This is a genomic window from Microbacterium sp. AG1240 (assembly GCF_003635115.1).
GTDB lineage: Bacteria > Actinomycetota > Actinomycetes > Actinomycetales > Microbacteriaceae > Microbacterium.
In genome coordinates, this window is record NZ_RBXJ01000001.1 from 1748524 (window position 1) to 1764868 (window position 16345).

At 68.7% G+C, this 16345-nt stretch carries 15 protein-coding genes; 4 read left to right on the top strand and 11 right to left on the bottom strand.

Annotated elements, in window-relative coordinates; genetic code table 11:
- Positions 1-7: 7 nt before the first annotated feature.
- From zwf to pgl, 3 genes are read left to right on the top strand one after another with little or no spacing between them, the layout of a single operon-like run.
- Entirely contained in the window at positions 8-1558 is a 1551-nt protein-coding gene (gene zwf / locus DEU34_RS08310) for a glucose-6-phosphate dehydrogenase (RefSeq protein ID WP_121149595.1), read from the top strand.
- On the top strand, positions 1555-2505 hold the full coding sequence (locus DEU34_RS08315; RefSeq protein WP_121149596.1) for a glucose-6-phosphate dehydrogenase assembly protein OpcA: 951 nt from the start codon (positions 1555-1557) through the stop codon (positions 2503-2505). Before zwf ends, DEU34_RS08315 begins: the two co-directional genes overlap by 4 nt.
- Positions 2498-3289 (top strand): 6-phosphogluconolactonase, encoded by a 792-nt coding sequence (gene pgl / locus DEU34_RS08320; RefSeq protein WP_121149597.1) that lies wholly within the window; start codon positions 2498-2500, stop codon positions 3287-3289. The genes DEU34_RS08315 and pgl overlap by 8 nt, the downstream gene beginning before the upstream one ends.
- Positions 3290-3295: 6 nt before the next feature.
- Here pgl and DEU34_RS08325 read toward each other — a convergent pair whose 3' ends face one another.
- Entirely contained in the window at positions 3296-4174 is an 879-nt protein-coding gene (locus DEU34_RS08325; RefSeq protein WP_121149598.1) for an NmrA family NAD(P)-binding protein, read from the bottom strand.
- A gap of 83 nt (positions 4175-4257) precedes the next feature.
- Here DEU34_RS08325 and DEU34_RS08330 point away from each other — a divergent pair, with 83 nt between their 5' ends.
- A complete protein-coding gene (locus tag DEU34_RS08330) occupies positions 4258-4980 on the top strand; it encodes a TetR/AcrR family transcriptional regulator (RefSeq protein WP_121149599.1) in 723 nt (240 codons plus the stop codon).
- Positions 4981-5047: 67 nt separating this feature from the next.
- On the opposite strand, the gene DEU34_RS08335 is transcribed toward DEU34_RS08330, so the two are convergent.
- The 10 genes from DEU34_RS08335 to uvrA form a co-directional block, all read right to left on the bottom strand.
- The gene (locus DEU34_RS08335) at positions 5048-5401 is read right to left on the bottom strand and encodes an RNA polymerase-binding protein RbpA (RefSeq protein ID WP_116646723.1); all 354 of its coding nucleotides are present in this window, start codon (positions 5399-5401) and stop codon (positions 5048-5050) included.
- On the bottom strand, positions 5401-5649 hold the full coding sequence (gene secG, locus DEU34_RS08340; protein ID WP_121149600.1) for a preprotein translocase subunit SecG: 249 nt from the start codon (positions 5647-5649) through the stop codon (positions 5401-5403). Before secG ends, DEU34_RS08335 begins: the two co-directional genes overlap by 1 nt.
- Before the next feature lie 55 nt (positions 5650-5704).
- Entirely contained in the window at positions 5705-6496 is a 792-nt protein-coding gene (tpiA, locus tag DEU34_RS08345) for a triose-phosphate isomerase (protein ID WP_121149601.1), read from the bottom strand.
- Positions 6487-7701 carry a phosphoglycerate kinase gene (locus DEU34_RS08350; RefSeq protein WP_121149602.1) on the bottom strand — a complete coding sequence of 405 codons (1215 nt, stop codon included), beginning with the start codon at positions 7699-7701 and terminating at the stop codon, positions 6487-6489. Before DEU34_RS08350 ends, tpiA begins: the two co-directional genes overlap by 10 nt.
- A gap of 9 nt (positions 7702-7710) precedes the next feature.
- Positions 7711-8721 (bottom strand): type I glyceraldehyde-3-phosphate dehydrogenase, encoded by a 1011-nt coding sequence (gene gap, locus DEU34_RS08355; protein ID WP_121149603.1) that lies wholly within the window; start codon positions 8719-8721, stop codon positions 7711-7713.
- A 103-nt stretch (positions 8722-8824) separates the two neighbouring features.
- Positions 8825-9451, bottom strand: a complete 627-nt coding sequence (locus DEU34_RS08360; RefSeq protein WP_116646728.1) for a superoxide dismutase — start codon at positions 9449-9451, stop codon at positions 8825-8827.
- Positions 9452-9566: 115 nt separating this feature from the next.
- Entirely contained in the window at positions 9567-10541 is a 975-nt protein-coding gene (gene whiA, locus DEU34_RS08365; RefSeq protein ID WP_121149604.1) for a DNA-binding protein WhiA, read from the bottom strand.
- 41 nt (positions 10542-10582) lie between these two features.
- On the bottom strand, positions 10583-11464 hold the full coding sequence (gene rapZ, locus DEU34_RS08370) for an RNase adapter RapZ (RefSeq protein ID WP_121149605.1): 882 nt from the start codon (positions 11462-11464) through the stop codon (positions 10583-10585).
- A gap of 24 nt (positions 11465-11488) precedes the next feature.
- Positions 11489-13405, bottom strand: a complete 1917-nt coding sequence (gene uvrC, locus DEU34_RS08375; protein WP_259460070.1) for an excinuclease ABC subunit UvrC — start codon at positions 13403-13405, stop codon at positions 11489-11491.
- Positions 13405-16308, bottom strand: a complete 2904-nt coding sequence (gene uvrA / locus DEU34_RS08380; protein WP_121149606.1) for an excinuclease ABC subunit UvrA — start codon at positions 16306-16308, stop codon at positions 13405-13407. Before uvrA ends, uvrC begins: the two co-directional genes overlap by 1 nt.
- Positions 16309-16345: the final 37 nt, after the last annotated feature.

Here is a 16345-nt window from a genome sequence, read left to right on the forward strand (position 1 = left end):
TGTACGCATGAGTGTCGAAATCTCCCGGGGGCACAACCCGCTTCGCGATCCCGATGATCGCCGCCTGAGCCGCATCGCCGGCCCGAGCGCGCTCGTCATCTTCGGCGTGACCGGAGACCTGTCGCGCAAGAAGCTCATGCCGGCGGTCTACGACCTCGCCAACCGCGGCCTGCTCCCCCCGGGCTTCGCCCTCGTGGGCTTCGCCCGCCGCGACTGGGAGGATCAGGACTTCGCGCAGGTCGTCTACGAGGCGGTCAAGCAGTACGCGCGCACCGAGTTCCGCGAAGAGACCTGGCAGCAGCTGCTGCAGGGCATCCGCTTCGTCTCGGGCGAGTTCGACGACCCGGAGTCCTTCGCCCGCCTGCGCGACACCGTCGACAAGCTCGACGTCGAACGCGGCACGATGGGCAATCACGCGTACTACCTCTCGATCCCGCCCAAGGCCTTCCCCCTGGTCACCCAGCAGTTGAAGGACTCGGGTCTGGTCGGCGAGACCGCAGCCGACGGGAACGGCTGGCGCCGCGTCGTCGTCGAGAAGCCGTTCGGGCACGATCTGGCCTCGGCGCGCGAGTTGAACGACGAACTCGAGAGCGCGTTCCCCGCCGACTCGATCTTCCGCATCGACCACTATCTCGGCAAGGAGACGGTGCAGAACATCCTCGCGCTGCGCTTCGCCAACGAGCTGTACGAGCCGATCTGGAACCGCAACTACGTCGACCACGTGCAGATCACGATGGCCGAAGACATCGGTGTGGGCGGACGAGCCGGCTACTACGACGGGATCGGGGCAGCGCGCGACGTCATCCAGAACCACCTCCTGCAGCTCATGGCCCTCACCGCCATGGAGGAGCCCATCAGCTTCGACGCGAAGAACCTCCGCGACGAGAAGGAGAAGGTTCTTGCCGCCGTCCGACTCCCCGCGGACCTCGCGCACGCGACGGCCCGCGGGCAGTACGCCGGCGGCTGGCAGGGCGGCGAAGAGGTGCTCGGCTTTCTCGAGGAAGACGGGATGAATCCCGAGTCGACGACCGAGACGTACGCCGCGATCAAGCTCGAGGTGAACACGCGCCGCTGGTCGGGCGTGCCGTTCTACCTGCGCACCGGTAAGCGCCTCGGGCGTCGCGTGACCGAGGTCGCCGTCGTCTTCAAGCGCGCTCCGCAACAGCTGTTCTCGCGCAGCCAGACCGAGGAGCTCGGCCAGAACGCCCTCGTGATCCGGGTACAGCCCGACGAGGGCGTCACCATCCGGTTCGGCTCGAAGGTGCCCGGCGACGGCACGCAGGTGCGCGACGTGACCATGGACTTCGGATACGGCCACGCGTTCACCGAGGCGAGCCCCGAGGCCTACGAGCGCCTCATCCTCGACGTGCTGCTCGGCGACCCGCCGCTCTTCCCCCGCCACGAGGAGGTCGAGCTCAGCTGGAAGATCCTCGACCCGATCGAGAAGTTCTGGGAGTCGCAGGACGGCCCCCTCGAGCAGTACTCCCCCGGGTCGTGGGGCCCGGCATCCGCAGACGAACTGCTGTCTCGCGACGGCCGCACCTGGAGGCGCCCGTGATCGTCGAACTGCCCGACACGACCGTCAGCAAGATCTCGAAGGCGCTCGTCAACGTGCGTGAAGAGGGTGGTGCCGTCGCCCTCGGCCGCGTGCTCACCCTCATCATCGTGACCCGTCACGGGGCCGAGGAGGAGGTGATCGAGGCGGCGAACGATGCGTCGCGTGAGCACCCGATGCGCGTCCTCGTCGTCATGGTCGGCGGCGGTGACGCCGAGCCCCGCCTCGACGCGCAGATCCGCGTCGGCGGCGACGCCGGGGCGAGCGAAGTCGTCGTGCTCCGCGCACACGGTGCGGCGGGCTCGAACGCCGAGAGCCTCGTGACCGGCCTGCTCCTCCCCGACGCACCCGTCGTCGCGTGGTGGCCCTCCGAGACGCCGAAGACGCCGTCGCGCTCCGAGATCGGCAAGATCGCGCAGCGACGCATCACGGATGCGTCGAGCCAACCCGACCCGACGGCCTGGGTCGACAGCCTCGGCTCGCACTACTCCCCCGGCGATACCGACTTCGCGTGGACGCGACTCACGCGCTGGCGCGAACAGCTCGCCGCGGTGCTCGACCAGCCGCCGTTCGAGCCGGTGACGTCGGTGACCGTGCGCGGCGGAGCGGACTCCCCGTCGACGGTACTGCTCGCCGCCTGGCTGCGGCTGAAGCTCGACGTGCCGGTCGACTACGCGTACCTTCCCGCCGACGAGTGGGCGAGCGGCATCAAATCGGTCCGCCTCACCCGTCCCGGTGGAGACACCCTTCTCGAACGGCCTGAGCCCGCCGTGGCGGTGCTCACCCAGCCCGACCAGCCCGCCCACGAGCTGGCATTCCCCCGCCGCACGCTGCGGGAGTGCCTGGCCGAGGAGCTCCGTCGCCTCGACCCCGACGTGCTCTACGGGCGCGTGATCTCCGAGGGACTCGAACTGCTCGGTTCCGCCGAGACGAGGGAGACGCATGGCTGAGTCGATCACCGAGAAGCGGGTCGTCATCAGCCCCGACAAGCAGCACCTCGCCGAGTCGGTGGCCGCGCGCTTCGTCTCGCGCGTCGAGAAGCAGGTCGCCGGTGGGCTCACCGTCCACATCTGTCTGACCGGCGGATCGATGGGTGGAGCGGTCCTCGAGGCCGCCGCGCGCGATCCGCGCACTCCCGTTATCGACTGGTCGGACGTGCACTTCTGGTGGGGCGACGAGAGGTTCGTGGCGCGGGACTCCGACGACCGCAACGAGAAGCAGGCGCGCGCGGCGCTCCTCGACGCGCTCGACATCCCGGCCGAGAACATCCACACGGTCGCCGCGAGCGATGGCACCCTCGACCTCGACGGCGCCGCTACCGCGTATGCCGACGAGCTCGCGCAGTATGCGCCCTCGGATCGTACGGACGGCGGCGCCTGGCCCGTGTTCGACATCTGCTTCCTCGGCGTCGGCCCCGACGCCCACATCGCGTCGCTGTTCCCCGATCGCCCCGAGATCCAGATCACCGACCGCGCTGCCGTGCCGGTGCGTGACTCGCCCAAGCCTCCGCCCGAGCGCGTGTCGCTCACCCGCCCGGTGATCAACAGCTCGACCCGCGTGTGGATGGTGCTCGCGGGCGCCGATAAGGCATCGGCGCTGGGCCTCGCTCTGGCCGGCGCCAGCTACGCGAGCGTGCCGGCGGCCGGTGCGAAGGGCCGCCGCCGTACGGTGCTGTTCGTCGACGAGGCCGCCGCCGATCAGGTGCCCCCGCAGCTCATCGACCAGGAGTACTGAGCGCGGTCACGCCACGGCGATGCCTCGGTCCCCGAGCAGGCGTCGAAGGGTCTCTTCGACTCCCTGCGGAGCGCGACAGAGAGCATGGGCCAGTGCGGGTGAGACAACGTCGAACTCTCCTTGTCGTGATGCGCGGAACAGCCCGAGGGAGAAATCGACCACCGCCGGAGGCAGACCGCGCGCGATGGAGGCCGTGCGCCACTCCTCGTCGGACACGGTGACACGCACGATCGACCGGCCCGTCAGTCGTGAAAGGAGACCCGCGACGTCTCCGAGATCGAGCGCGACTCCCGCGGTCAAGGGCGGTGTGATGCCCGCGAAAGCACCCGGCCGGGTCAGAGCGATGACAGCCGCCTCTGCGAGATCATCATGCGCCGTCCACGACACCGGTCCATCGGGCGGCACGACGATCTGCCCCGTGGCGAGGGCTGCGGCGAGGTGGACGTCGAGCGATGCGGCGTAGAAGCCGTTCCTCAAGGCCGTGAACGGCACTCCGGCCCGCGCAAGGTGCGCTTCGGCGGCGGCATGGACGACCTGCGGCGGGAAGAGCGAATCTGCCGAGGCGGCCTGGTGACTGGTGTACAGCACGTGCGAGGCCCCGGCCGCGACCGCGGCGTCGATCGCGGCGGTGTTCGCTACGACCGCGGCGTCGCCGCGGATCTCCGCCGAGACCACGAGCACCTGGTCGGCACCCTCCATTGAGTACCCCAATGATGCCGGCGCGGTGAAGTCCGCCTCCCGCACCCGGACACCGCGATCTGCGAGTGCGCGCGCGCGTGTGGCATCGCGAACGCTCACGCCGAGTTCAGCCGCCGGAACGACCGTCAGCAGCCGTTCGACGATCCGACTTCCGAGGTTCCCGCTGGCTCCCGTAACAATTATCATCGATATCTTCCTTCGGTTAGTGACGATAACACTCACCGTAAGTGCTGTTATCTCCGGAAGCAAGTTCTTGTTAGTCTTGATACATGAGCACGTCCGCTTCCACCCTGCCCGGTAGTCGTGACCGGATCATCCGCAGCGCCGCGACGATCCTTCGCGACAGTGGAGCCGCTGCGGTGACCACGCGCGCGGTCGCTGATACCGCAGGCGTGCAGGCGCCCACCATTTACCGACTCTTCGGAGACAAGGACGGGCTCCTCGATGCGGTCGCCGAGCACGTCATGGCGGAGTACGTCGAGTCGAAGGCCCGGACACCCGAGAACCCGGACCCCGTCGAGGGCCTCCGCGCCGGGTGGAGGTCGCAGATCGAGTTCAGCCTCACCCACCCCGAGCTCCACCTACTCCTGGGCACCCGATCCCGGACGTCGCCCGCCACCGAGGCTGGCATCGGCGTCCTCCGCGACCGCGTCCACCGCATCGCGGTGGCCGGGCGGTTGCTGGTCAGCGAAGAGCGCGCCGTCGAGATGATCCACGCGGCCGGGACGGGAGCGATCCATTCGCTCCTAGAGATCGCCCCGGACGCTCGCGACCACGGCCTGGCCGAGGCGATGCTCGACGCCGTGATCGGCGCGATCGTCGCACCCGCGCACACCCACGGACATGCCCGGCCGGGGGCATCGGTGGAGGTCCGCGCGGCCGCGGTGACGTTCGCAGCCTTCGTGCCCGAGATGCCCGCACTCACTCCCTCGGAGCGGGCGCTCCTCGCGGAATGGGTGGACCGGTCTATCCGCAGCGCGCAAGCGGGATGAGAGACGCACGCGCACGAACGACGAAGGGCGGATGCTGCGAAGCATCCGCCCTTCGACGTTGCCGTGACTACTGACCGCGCCGGTCGCGCAGCTGCTGCAGCGCGTCGTCGAGGAGGGTCTCAGCCTCTTCTTCGGTGCGGCGCTCCTTCACGTAGGCGAGGTGCGTCTTGTAGGGCTCGTTCTTCGCGATCGCCGGCGGGTTCTTCTGGTCGCGGCCCGCGGGCAGACCGGAGTGCGGCGAATCGATGGTCTCGGGGATCTCGTCTTCCGGGATGCCCGCTGCGAAGTGGCGGACGGTCTCGTTGCCGAGGGCGTCCCAGTACGAGATCGACACGCGATCCGCGTGGTAGCCGTGATCCTGTTCGCCCATCGGACCCGCGCCGACACGGGTGCCTCGGATGGCGTTGCCCCCGGTAGCCATCAGACCGGGAGGAACTTCGTGATGAGGCCGAGGCCGACGATCGCCACGAACCAGACCAGCGCGAGGATGATCGTGAACCGGTTGAGGTTGCGTTCAGCCAGACCCGACGATCCGAGGGCCGACGTCATGCCGCCGCCGAACATGTCGGACAGGCCGCCGCCGCGCCCCTTGTGGAGCAGGATGAGAAGGGTCAGCAGAAGACTGGTGATACCCAGCAGGATCTGCAGGACGAACTCGAGGATCTGCACTGTTGAAAGCCTTTCGCAGCGGTGCGAAGCAGACCGCACCGCGTCAAGTATACGGTCAGACGCCGACGTGCTTCTGGAACCGGATGATCGCGGCGAACTCGTCGACGACGAGGCTCGCTCCGCCGACCAGCGCACCGTCGACATCGGGCTCGCGCATGAAGCTCGCGATGTTGCCCGACTTGACCGACCCGCCGTACAGAACGCGCGTGCGTGCCGCCGCGTCCTCGCCCAGCTTCGACGCGACGACGGCGCGGAGCTTCGCGCAGACCTCCTGCGCCTGGTCGGGCGTGGCCGCCTGGCCCGAGCCGATCGCCCAGACGGGTTCGTAGGCCACGACGATGTCGGCGTCAGCGGCGACGCCCTCGAGCGCGACCTCCAACTGGCCGACGGGAACGGCGCTCGCGCCGAACTTCTCGAGGTCCTCGGCCGTCTCGCCCACGCAGATCACCGGGGCGATGCCGTGACGCAGTGCCGCCTGAACCTTCGCGGCGACGACCTCGTCGGTCTCGGCGTGGTACTGGCGGCGCTCGGAGTGACCGATGATCACGTAGCCGCAGGAGAGCTTCGAGAGGAACTGTCCCGAGATCTCGCCGGTGTAGGCGCCCGAGTCGTTCGTCGAGAGGTCCTGCGCTCCGAGCGCGAACGGGATCTTGTCGGCGTCGATCAACGTCTGCACCGTGCGGATGTCGGTGAACGGCGGGAAGACGCCGACTTCGACGCTCTCCGGCTCGTGACCGGCTTCTTTCAGAGTCCAGTGCAGCTTCTGGACGAACGCGACCGCCTGCAGGTGGTCGAGGTTCATCTTCCAGTTGCCGGCGATGAACGGGGTGCGGGTGATTACGCCCATCCGAGGACCTCCAGTCCGGGGAGCTTCTTGCCCTCGAGGAACTCGAGGCTGGCGCCTCCGCCCGTCGAGATGTGTCCGAAATCGTCGTCGGCGAAGCCGAGCTGGCGAACAGCGGCCGCCGAGTCTCCGCCGCCGACGACGCTGAGGCCGTCGACCTCGGTGAGCGCCTGTGCGATCGCGCGGGTGCCCGACTCGAACGCCGCCATCTCGAACACGCCCATCGGGCCGTTCCAGAAGACCGTGCGGCTGCCGCGGATGGCCGCATCGAAGGCCTCGGAGGTGCGGGGCCCGATGTCGAGTCCGATACCGGAGGCACCGAACGGGGTGTCCTCCAGCGCGTCGGCGTCGGCGATCACGTGGTCGGCGTCGGCGGAGAAGGATGCCGCGACCACCGCGTCGACGGGGAGGATGATCTCCACGCCGCTCTCCTTCGCCGTGGCGAGGTAGCCCTTGACGCGCTCGATCTGGTCCTCCTCCAGGAGGCTCGCGCCGACCTTGTGGCCCTGGGCGACGAGGAAGGTGAACATCATGCCACCACCGACGAGCAGCCGGTCGACGCGCGGGAGGAGATGCTCGATGACGCCGAGCTTGTCGCTGACCTTCGACCCGCCGAGGACCACCGTGTAGGGGCGCTCGGGACTCTCGGTCAGGCGGTCGAGCACCTCGAGCTCCTTCTCCACCAGCAGGCCGGCGGCCGACGGGAGGAGCTCGGCGAGCTCGTAGACGCTCGCCTGCTTTCGGTGGACGACGCCGAAGCCGTCCGACACGAGGGCGTCGCCGAGCTGGGCGAGCCGCTCGGCGAACGCGCGGCGCTCCCCCGCATCCTTCGCCGTCTCTCCCGGGTTGAACCGGAGGTTCTCGAGGACGGCCACCTGGCCGTCCTCGAGGGCGGCCACGGCTTCCTGCGCCGATTCGTCGACGGTGTCGCGCGCGAACGCCACGGGAGCGCCGAGCAGCTCGGAGAGTCGCTGCGCGACGGGCTCCAGGCTGTACTTCGCGTCGGGTGCACCGTCGGGACGACCGAGGTGCGAGGCGACGACGAGGCGTGCGCCGGCGTGGATGAGAGCGTTCAGCGTGGGGATCGACGCGCGCACGCGGCCATCGTCCGTGATGATGCCGTCCTTCAGGGGGACGTTGAGATCACAACGGACGATGACGCGCTTGCCTGCGAGCGAACCCAGCGAATCGAGGGTGCGCAGTGCCATGACGGAGCCTTAGATGCGCTCTGCGACGTACTCGGTCAGGTCGACCAGACGGTTGGAGTAGCCCCACTCGTTGTCGTACCAGGCCGACACCTTGACCAGGTTGCCGCTGACGTTGGTCAGCTCGGCGTCGAAGATCGACGAGTGCGGGTTGCCCTGGATGTCGCTGGAGACGATCGGGTCCTCGGTGTACTCGAGGTAACCGGCGAGGCGCCCCTCGGCGGCCGCGGCCTTGTAGGCGGCGTTGACCTGGTCGACGCTGAGGCCCTCGGTCGGGGTGACGATCGTGAGGTCGACGATCGAACCGGTGGGAACCGGAACGCGGTACGACGAGCCGCTGAGCTTGCCCTGGAGTTCGGGGAGCACGTGGCCGATGGCCTTGGCGGCACCGGTCGAGGCGGGCACGATGTTGATCGCTGCCGCACGGGCGCGACGCAGGTCGCTGTGCGGGCCGTCCTGGAGGTTCTGGTCGGCCGTGTAGGCGTGAGCGGTCATCATGAAACCGCGCTCGATGCCGAAGTTGTCGTTGAAGACCTTCGCGAGGGGCGCGAGGCAGTTCGTGGTGCACGACGCGTTCGAGATGATGACGTGGTTGGCGGGGTCGTACTCGCCCTCGTTGACACCCATGACGATGGTGACGTCGTCACCGGTCGCGGGGGCGGAGATGAGAACCTTCTTGGCGCCGCCGGCGATGTGCTTCTTGGCGTCCTCGGCCTTGGTGAAGCGGCCGGTCGACTCGATGACGATGTCGACGCCCAGCTCGCCCCAGGGGAGGTTGGCGGGGTCGCGCTCGGCGAACACCTTGATGGTGTTGCCGCCGACCGTGATCGACTCGTCGTCGTAGGTGACGTCCTGGTCGAGCGGTCCGTTCACCGAGTCGTACTTGAGAAGGTGAGCGAGGGTCTTGTTGTCGGTGAGGTCGTTGACCGCGACGATGTCGAGGTCAGCACCCTGCGCGAGAGCCGCGCGAAGGTAGTTGCGTCCGATCCGGCCGAAGCCGTTGATCCCGATCTTGACAGCCACGGATTAGCTCCTGATTTGGGTAGTGCGCGATGCGCGAATTGTTGCGAATGCGAAGAACGGACAGCGGCGTCCCGGCGGGTGTCCACCGGGACGCCCGCACCGTTTACGACAGTACCAGCAGGCCCGCGGTCTTCTCGCGAGCGGCGGAGAAGCGCTTCTGGACGTCGGCCCAGTTCGCGATGTTCCAGAACGCCTTCACGTAGTCCGCGCGCACGTTCTTGTAGTCGAGGTAGTACGCGTGCTCCCAGACGTCGAGGAGGAGGAGCGGCACCGTACCGGCGACGATCTGGCCCTGCTGGTCGAAGAACTGGTCGATGATCAGGTTCTCGCCGATCGAGTCCCAGAACAGGCCCGCCCAGCCGGAGCCCTGCACACCGAGCGCGGCGGCGGTGAAGTGGGCCTGGAACTTGTCGAACGAACCGAAGTGGTCGTCGATGGCCGACTCGAGGTCGCCGGTGGGCTTGTCGCCACCGTCCGGCGAGAGGTTCTCCCAGAAGATCGAGTGGTTGGTGTGACCGCCGAGGTTGAAGGCGAGGTCCTTCTGGAGCTTGTTGACGTTCGCGAGGTTTCCGGTCTCACGGGCCTCGGCGAGCTGCTCGAGGGCGGTGTTGGCACCGGTCACGTACGTCTGGTGGTGCTTGTCGTGGTGCAGCTGCATGATCGACGCACTGATGTGCGGCTCCAGGGCTGCGTAGTCGTAGGGGAGTTCGGGCAACGTGTACTTCGCCATGTTCTCTGCTTCCTATCGGCGCTGCACCGACACTCCTCGGCGCAGCGAAGGATGATCGATTCATCCTATCGAGGGGCAACGCCCGTGACCCGGGGTTGCTTCCCTGGGCGTCACATCACTCGGCGCCGGCGGGCACGGCCGACTCGGTGCCGGGGATCCCGTCGACCTCGGCCTTCTTGTCGGCCATCGCGAGGAGGCGACGGATGCGGCCGGCCACGGCGTCCTTCGTCAGAGGCGGGTCGGCGTGGTGTCCGAGTTCGTCGAGGCTGGCGTCGCGGTGCGCCAGACGCAGGTCTCCCGCTTCGCGCAGATGGTCGGGCACGGTGTCGCCCAGGATCTCGAGGGCGCGCTCGACCCGCGCGCATGCCGCGACGGCGGCCTGCGCCGATCGGCGCAGGTTCGCATCGTCGAAGTTCACGAGGCGGTTGACGCCGGCGCGCACCTCGCGGCGCTGACGCAGCTGGTCCCACTCGGCGGCGGTCTTCTGGGCGCCCATCTCGGCCAGAGCGGTACGGATGGCGTCACCGTCGCGCACGACGACGCGCGGCACACCGCGCACTTCGCGGGCTTTCGCGGGGATGCCGATCCGGTGGCCTGCACCCACCAGCGCCATCGCGGCCTCCGGCGACGGGCATGCGATCTCCAGGGAGGCCGACCGGCCGGGCTCGCTCAAGGAGCCGGCGGCGAGGAACGCACCGCGCCAGATCGCGGCGAGATCGCCGCGCGAGCCGGTGGTGAGCTTGTTCGGGAGTCCGCGCACGGGACGGCGGCGCTGGTCGAGCAGCCCCGTCTGACGGGCCAGGGTCTCCCCCGACTCGATGACGCGCACGGCGTAGTGACCGCCCGTGCGCCCGCCCGAGCCCTGCACGTGGACCAGCTCGGGACGCACCCCGTAGATCTCCACCAGGTCGCGCGCCGCGCGCCGCGCGAGCACGTCGGAGTCGAGCTGGGCTTCCACGGCGACGCGGTTCGCGATCGAGTGCAGGCCTCCCGAGAATCGCAACAACGCCGTCAGCTCGGCGACGCGCGCCGTAGGCCGGGGGTCGCGGACGGCGATGAGTTCGGCCTTCACGTCGGCGGTCAGCGGCACGGTACTCCTCGGGGGAAAGGGCGGGGGAACGAGGGAACAGCCTACTCGCGGCCGAGGTCGCGGTGCGTGACGCGTACCGCCACACCCGGCACCGACCGGAGCCGCTCGGCGAGTTCCCGCGCCATGGCGACGGAACGGTGCTTGCCGCCCGTGCACCCGATCGCGACGACCGACTGGCGCTTGTTCTCATGCTGGTAGCCCTCGAGCACGGGGGCGAGCGCGGCGGCGTACGCGTCGAGGAACTCGGGAGCGCCGGGCTGGCCGAGCACATAGTCGCGCACCCGCTCGTCCTCGCCCGTCAGGCCGCGCAGCTCGTCGTTCCAGTAGGGGTTGGGCAGGAACCGCATGTCGGCGACCATGTCGACGTCGGTCGGCAGCCCGTATTTGAATCCGAAGCTCATGAGGTTCACCGTGTGACGGGCCGCGGCCTGCTCTCCGAAGAGCTCGACCACCCGGGTCGTCAGCTGGTGGATGTTGTTCGACGAGGTGTCGATGAGAACGTCGGCGGCCTCTCGCACCGGCGCCAGTCGCTCCCGTTCGCGTCGGATCCCGTCGAGGATCGTGCCGTCGCGCTGGAGAGGGTGGGGGCGCCTCACCGACTCGAACCTGCGCACGAGCACGTCGTCGGCGGCATCGAGGAACACCACGCGCACCTGACGCCCCGCCCGGAGGGTGCGCATGACCTCGGGGAGGTCGCCGAAGAGCTCGCGCCCGCGCACGTCGACCACGACCGCCACGCGCGGCACGGCCCCCGCGGCGAGCTCGGTGAGCTCGAGGAGGGGGCGCAGCATCATGGGCGGCAGGTTGTCGACGACGTACCAATCGAGATCTTCGAGCGCGTTGGCCACCGTCGAACGGCCGGCCCCCGACATGCCCGTGACGATCAGCACCTCGCCGGTCTCGCGGCGCGTCTGGTCGGTCATGTCAACTCCTCGTAGACAGCCAGCCTATCGAGCCAAGTGGCTGTGGATGGAGTCGGCGAGCTTCGGGCCGATGCCCGGAAGCTCCGCGATCTCGTCAGGCGTGGCGGCGCGCAGCGCGGTGACCGACCCGAAATGCCGCAGCAGCGCCTTGATGCGGGCGTCGCCGAGACCGGGGATCTCCGACAGCACGCTCGAGATGTCGCGCTTACGCCGCTTGCGCTGGTGGGTGATGGCGAAGCGGTGCGCCTCGTCGCGGAGGCGCTGCAGCAGGTAGAGCGCCTCGCTCGTGCGCGGCAGGATCACCGGGTAGTCCTCCCCCGGCAGCCAGACCTCCTCCAGGCGCTTCGCGATGCCGCACAGAGCGATCTCGGAGTGGCCGGCGTCCTTGAGGGCCCTCGCGGCGGCGGCGACCTGCGGCTGCCCGCCGTCGACGACGAGCAGCTGCGGCGGATATGCGAACCTCTTGCGCTTCGGCGGCTCGGTGACGACCTCGCCGTCGGCGGTCGGCTCGGGCGCGGGGGGCTCGACCTCCTCCGGCCGGTCGAGGTAGGCCAACCGCCGCGTGAGCACCTGGTACAGCGAATCGGTGTCGTCGGTGGTCTCGGGAACACCGAACGTGCGGTACTGGTCTTTGCGCGGGAGTCCGTCCTCGAACACCACCATCGATGCGACGACGTTGGTGCCCGACAGGTGCGACACGTCGTAGCACTCGATGCGCAGCGGCGCCTCGGACAGGTCGAGCGCCTGCTGGAGGTCGGTGAGCGCCTGGGTGCGGGCGACGTAGTCACTCGTGCGGCGGGTCTTGAAGATCATCAGCGCCTGCTGCGCGTTCAGCGTCGCGGTGCGCATGAGGTCGGCCTTCTGGCCCCGTTGCGCGACCTGGATGCCCACCTGCTTGCCGCGCCGCTCGCGCAGCCACGCCTCGATGTCGGCGGCGTCGTCGGGCAGCGACGGGACGAGCACCGTCCGCGGGATGTCGGCCGGCGCCGCGTCGCCGTAGGTGCGCTGGAGCACCTGGTCGACGAGGTCGGCACCGGAGATGTCGATCTCCTTCTCGATCGTCGAGGCGCGCACCCCTCGGATGCGGCCGCCGCGGATCACGAAGTGCTGCACGGTGGCGGCGAGCTCGTCTTCGGCGATACCGAACAGGTCGACGTCGACGTCGTCGGTGAGCACGAGCTCGCTCTTCTTCAGCACCGCCTCGATCGCCTGCAACCGGTCGCGGTAGACCGCCGCCGACTCGTAGTCCATCGCGGCGGCGGCCTCGCGCATCTTGGCATTCAGGTCGCGGGCGAACCGCTCGTCGCCCCCGGCCATGAAGGCGACGAAGTCGTCGACGATCGCCCGGTGCTCCTCGATGGTCACCTTGTGCGAGCACGGGCCGCCGCAGCGCCCGATCTGGCCAGGGAAGCAGGGGCGGCCGCTCTGCATCGCCTTCTTGTACGACGAGTCGCTGCACGTGCGGATCGGGAAGACCTTGATCATCAGGTCGATGGTCTCGTGCACCGCCCAGACCTTCGGGTAGGGCCCGAAGTACTTCGCGCCGGGGATACGGCGGTTGCGGGTGACGATGACGCGGGGCGCCTCGTCGGCGAGCGTGATCGCCATGAACGGGTACGACTTGTCGTCGCGGTAGCGGACGTTGAACGGTGGATCGAACTCCTTGATCCACATGTACTCGAGCTGCAGCGAGTCGACGTCGCTCGCGACGACGGTCCACTCCACGGATGCTGCGGTCGTGACCATGCGCCGCGTGCGCTCGTGCAGCGACCGCAGCGGAGCGAAATAGTTCGACAGGCGGGCGCGCAGGTTCTTGGCCTTGCCCACGTAGAGCACCCGCCCGGCGGCATCGCGGAAGCGATAGACGCCAGGGTTCGTGGGGATCTCGCCGGGGTTCGGCCGGTAGGGCAGGTGCGACATCCGCTCGCGCGATGCCGCCATCAGCCCGCCTTACGCGCCTCGACCGCGGAGATGCCGAGCACCTCCGCGAGGAACTGGCCGGTGTGGCTGGCCTCGACCTTCGCGACCTGCTCGGGGGTGCCGGTCGCAACGATCGTGCCGCCGCCGGAGCCGCCCTCGGGGCCCAGGTCGATGATCCAGTCGGACGACTTGATCACGTCGAGGTTGTGCTCGATGACGATGACGGTATTGCCCTTGTCGACGAGGCTGTTGAGCACCTCGAGGAGCTTGCGTACGTCTTCGAAATGCAGACCGGTCGTCGGCTCGTCGAGCACGTAGATCGAGCGCCCGTTGGTGCGGCGCTGGAGCTCGGTCGCGAGCTTCACACGCTGCGCCTCGCCGCCCGAAAGGGTGGTCGCCGACTGTCCGAGACGCACGTAGCCGAGGCCGACGTCGACCAGCGTCTTCAGGTAGCGGTGGATCGCCTGGATGGGCTCGAAGAACTCCGCAGCCTCCGCGATCGGCATCTCGAGCACCTCGGCGATGTTCTTGCCCTTGTAGTGCACGGCGAGCGTGTCGCGGTTGTACCTCTTGCCGTGGCATACCTCGCAGTCGACGTAGACGTCGGGCAGGAAGTTCATCTCGATCTTGATCGTGCCGTCTCCCGAGCAGGCCTCGCAGCGGCCTCCCTTGACGTTGAACGAGAAGCGACCCGTCAGATAACCGCGCGCCTTGGCCTCGGGGGTCTCGGCGAAGAGGTTGCGGATGCGGTCGAACACCCCGGTGTAGGTGGCGGGGTTCGAGCGCGGCGTGCGTCCGATGGGCGCCTGGTCGACGTGCACGACCTTGTCGAGGTTGTCGAGCCCCGTCACCCGCGTGTGCTTGCCGGCGACGCGCCGCGCACCGTTCAGCTTGGTGGCGAGCACCTCGTACAGGATGCCGTTCACGAGGGTCGATTTGCCCGACCCGCTCACCCCGGTGACGGCGGTGAGCACACCCAGCGGGAAGCTCGCGGTGACGTTCTGCAGGTTGTTCGCGCGCGCGCCGACGACCGTGACCTGGCGCTGCTTGTCGATCTTGCGCCTCTTCTTCGGCACCGCGATCTCGCGCCGACCGGAGAGGTAGTCGCCCGTCAGCGACTCCTTCTCCTCGAGCAGCTGCGCCAGCGGGCCGGAGTGCACGACGTTGCCGCCGTCGACGCCGGCGCGCGGGCCGATGTCGACGATCCAGTCGGCCGCGTGGACGGTCTCTTCGTCGTGCTCGACGACGATGAGGGTGTTGCCGAGATCGCGCAGCGTGATGAGCGTCTCGATGAGGCGTCGGTTGTCGCGCTGATGGAGGCCGATCGACGGCTCGTCGAGCACGTAGAGCACACCGGTCAGTCCCGACCCGATCTGGGTCGCGAGGCGGATGCGCTGCGCCTCGCCGCCCGAGAGCGAACCCGCCGATCGACTGAGGCTCAGGTAGGTGAGACCGACCTGCAGCAGGAAGTCGAGCCGCGCGCGGATCTCACGGAGCACCTGGGCGGCGATCTGCGCCTCGCGCGGGGTGAGTTCGAGCTCGGCGAAGAAACGCTGCGCGTCGGCGAGGCTCAGCCACGACGCATCCGCGATCGACTTCCCGTGCACCGTGACGGCGAGCACCTCGGGCTTGAGACGCGCGCCCTCGCAGACCGGGCACGGCACTTCGCGGAGGTACTCCGACCAGCGCTGGCGCTGCGTGTCGGACTCTGCCTGCAGGTACTGACGCTCGATGTAGGGCACCACGCCCTCGAACCCCGAGGCGTAGCGCACCTCGCGCCCGTAGCGGTTCTTCCACTTCACGGTGACCTTGTAGTCCTCGCCACGCAGCACCGCCTCGCGGATGTCGACGGGGAGCTGTCGCCACGGGGTGTCGAGCGAGAACGCGAGGTCGCGGGCGAGACCCTCGAGGAGGCGCTCGTAGTACTGGAAGAGGCCCTTGCCCTGCGTCGTCCACGGGATGATGACGCCCTCGCTGATGGAGAGGTCTTCGTCGCCGAGCATGAGATCGACGTCGACCGACATGCGGGTACCCAGACCCGAGCATGCCGGGCACGCCCCGAAGGGGGCGTTGAACGAGAAGGTGCGCGGCTCGATCTCGGTCAGCTGCACCGGGTGCCCGTTCGGGCACGCGAGCTTCTCGGAGAACGACTGCCACGCGTCGTCGCCCTCGCCGTCGACGAAGTTGACCTGCATGATGCCGCCGGCCAGTCCCAGCGCGGTCTCGACCGAGTCGGTGACGCGGCCGAGGATGTCGGGGCTGGCGACCAGTCGATCGACCACCACGGCGATGTCGTGCTTGTAGCTCTTCTTCAGCTTCGGCGGCTCGGCGAGCTGGATGAGCTCGCCGTCCACGACGGCGCGGGCGTAGCCCTTGGCGCTGAGCTCCTGGAAGAGATCGACGAACTCCCCCTTCTTCTGCGAGACGACCGGCGCCACGATCTGGTACCGCGTGCGCTCGGGGAGCTCCATCAGCTGGTCGGCGATCTGCTGCACGGTCTGCCGCTGGATCTCGGCGCCGCACTCGGGGCAGTGCGCGACGCCGATGCGCGCCCACAGCAGGCGCATGTAGTCGTGGATCTCGGTGATCGTGCCGACGGTCGAACGCGGGTTGCGGTTGGTCGACTTCTGGTCGATCGACACCGCGGGGCTGAGGCCCTCGATGAAGTCGACGTCGGGTCGGTCGACCTGACCGAGGAACTGGCGCGCGTAGGAGCTCAGCGATTCGACGTAGCGACGCTGGCCCTCCGCGAAGATCGTGTCGAACGCGAGACTCGATTTTCCCGAGCCCGACAGGCCCGTGAAGACGACGAGCGCGTCGCGCGGGATGTCGAGGTCGACGTTCTTGAGGTTATGGACGCGGGCACCGCGGACGCTGAGCTTTCCGCTGTTGTTTCCGGGCAGGGCGACGGGGACGATGGGCACCCGACAAGCTTAGGCGTGGCCTCCGACACCGGCTCCG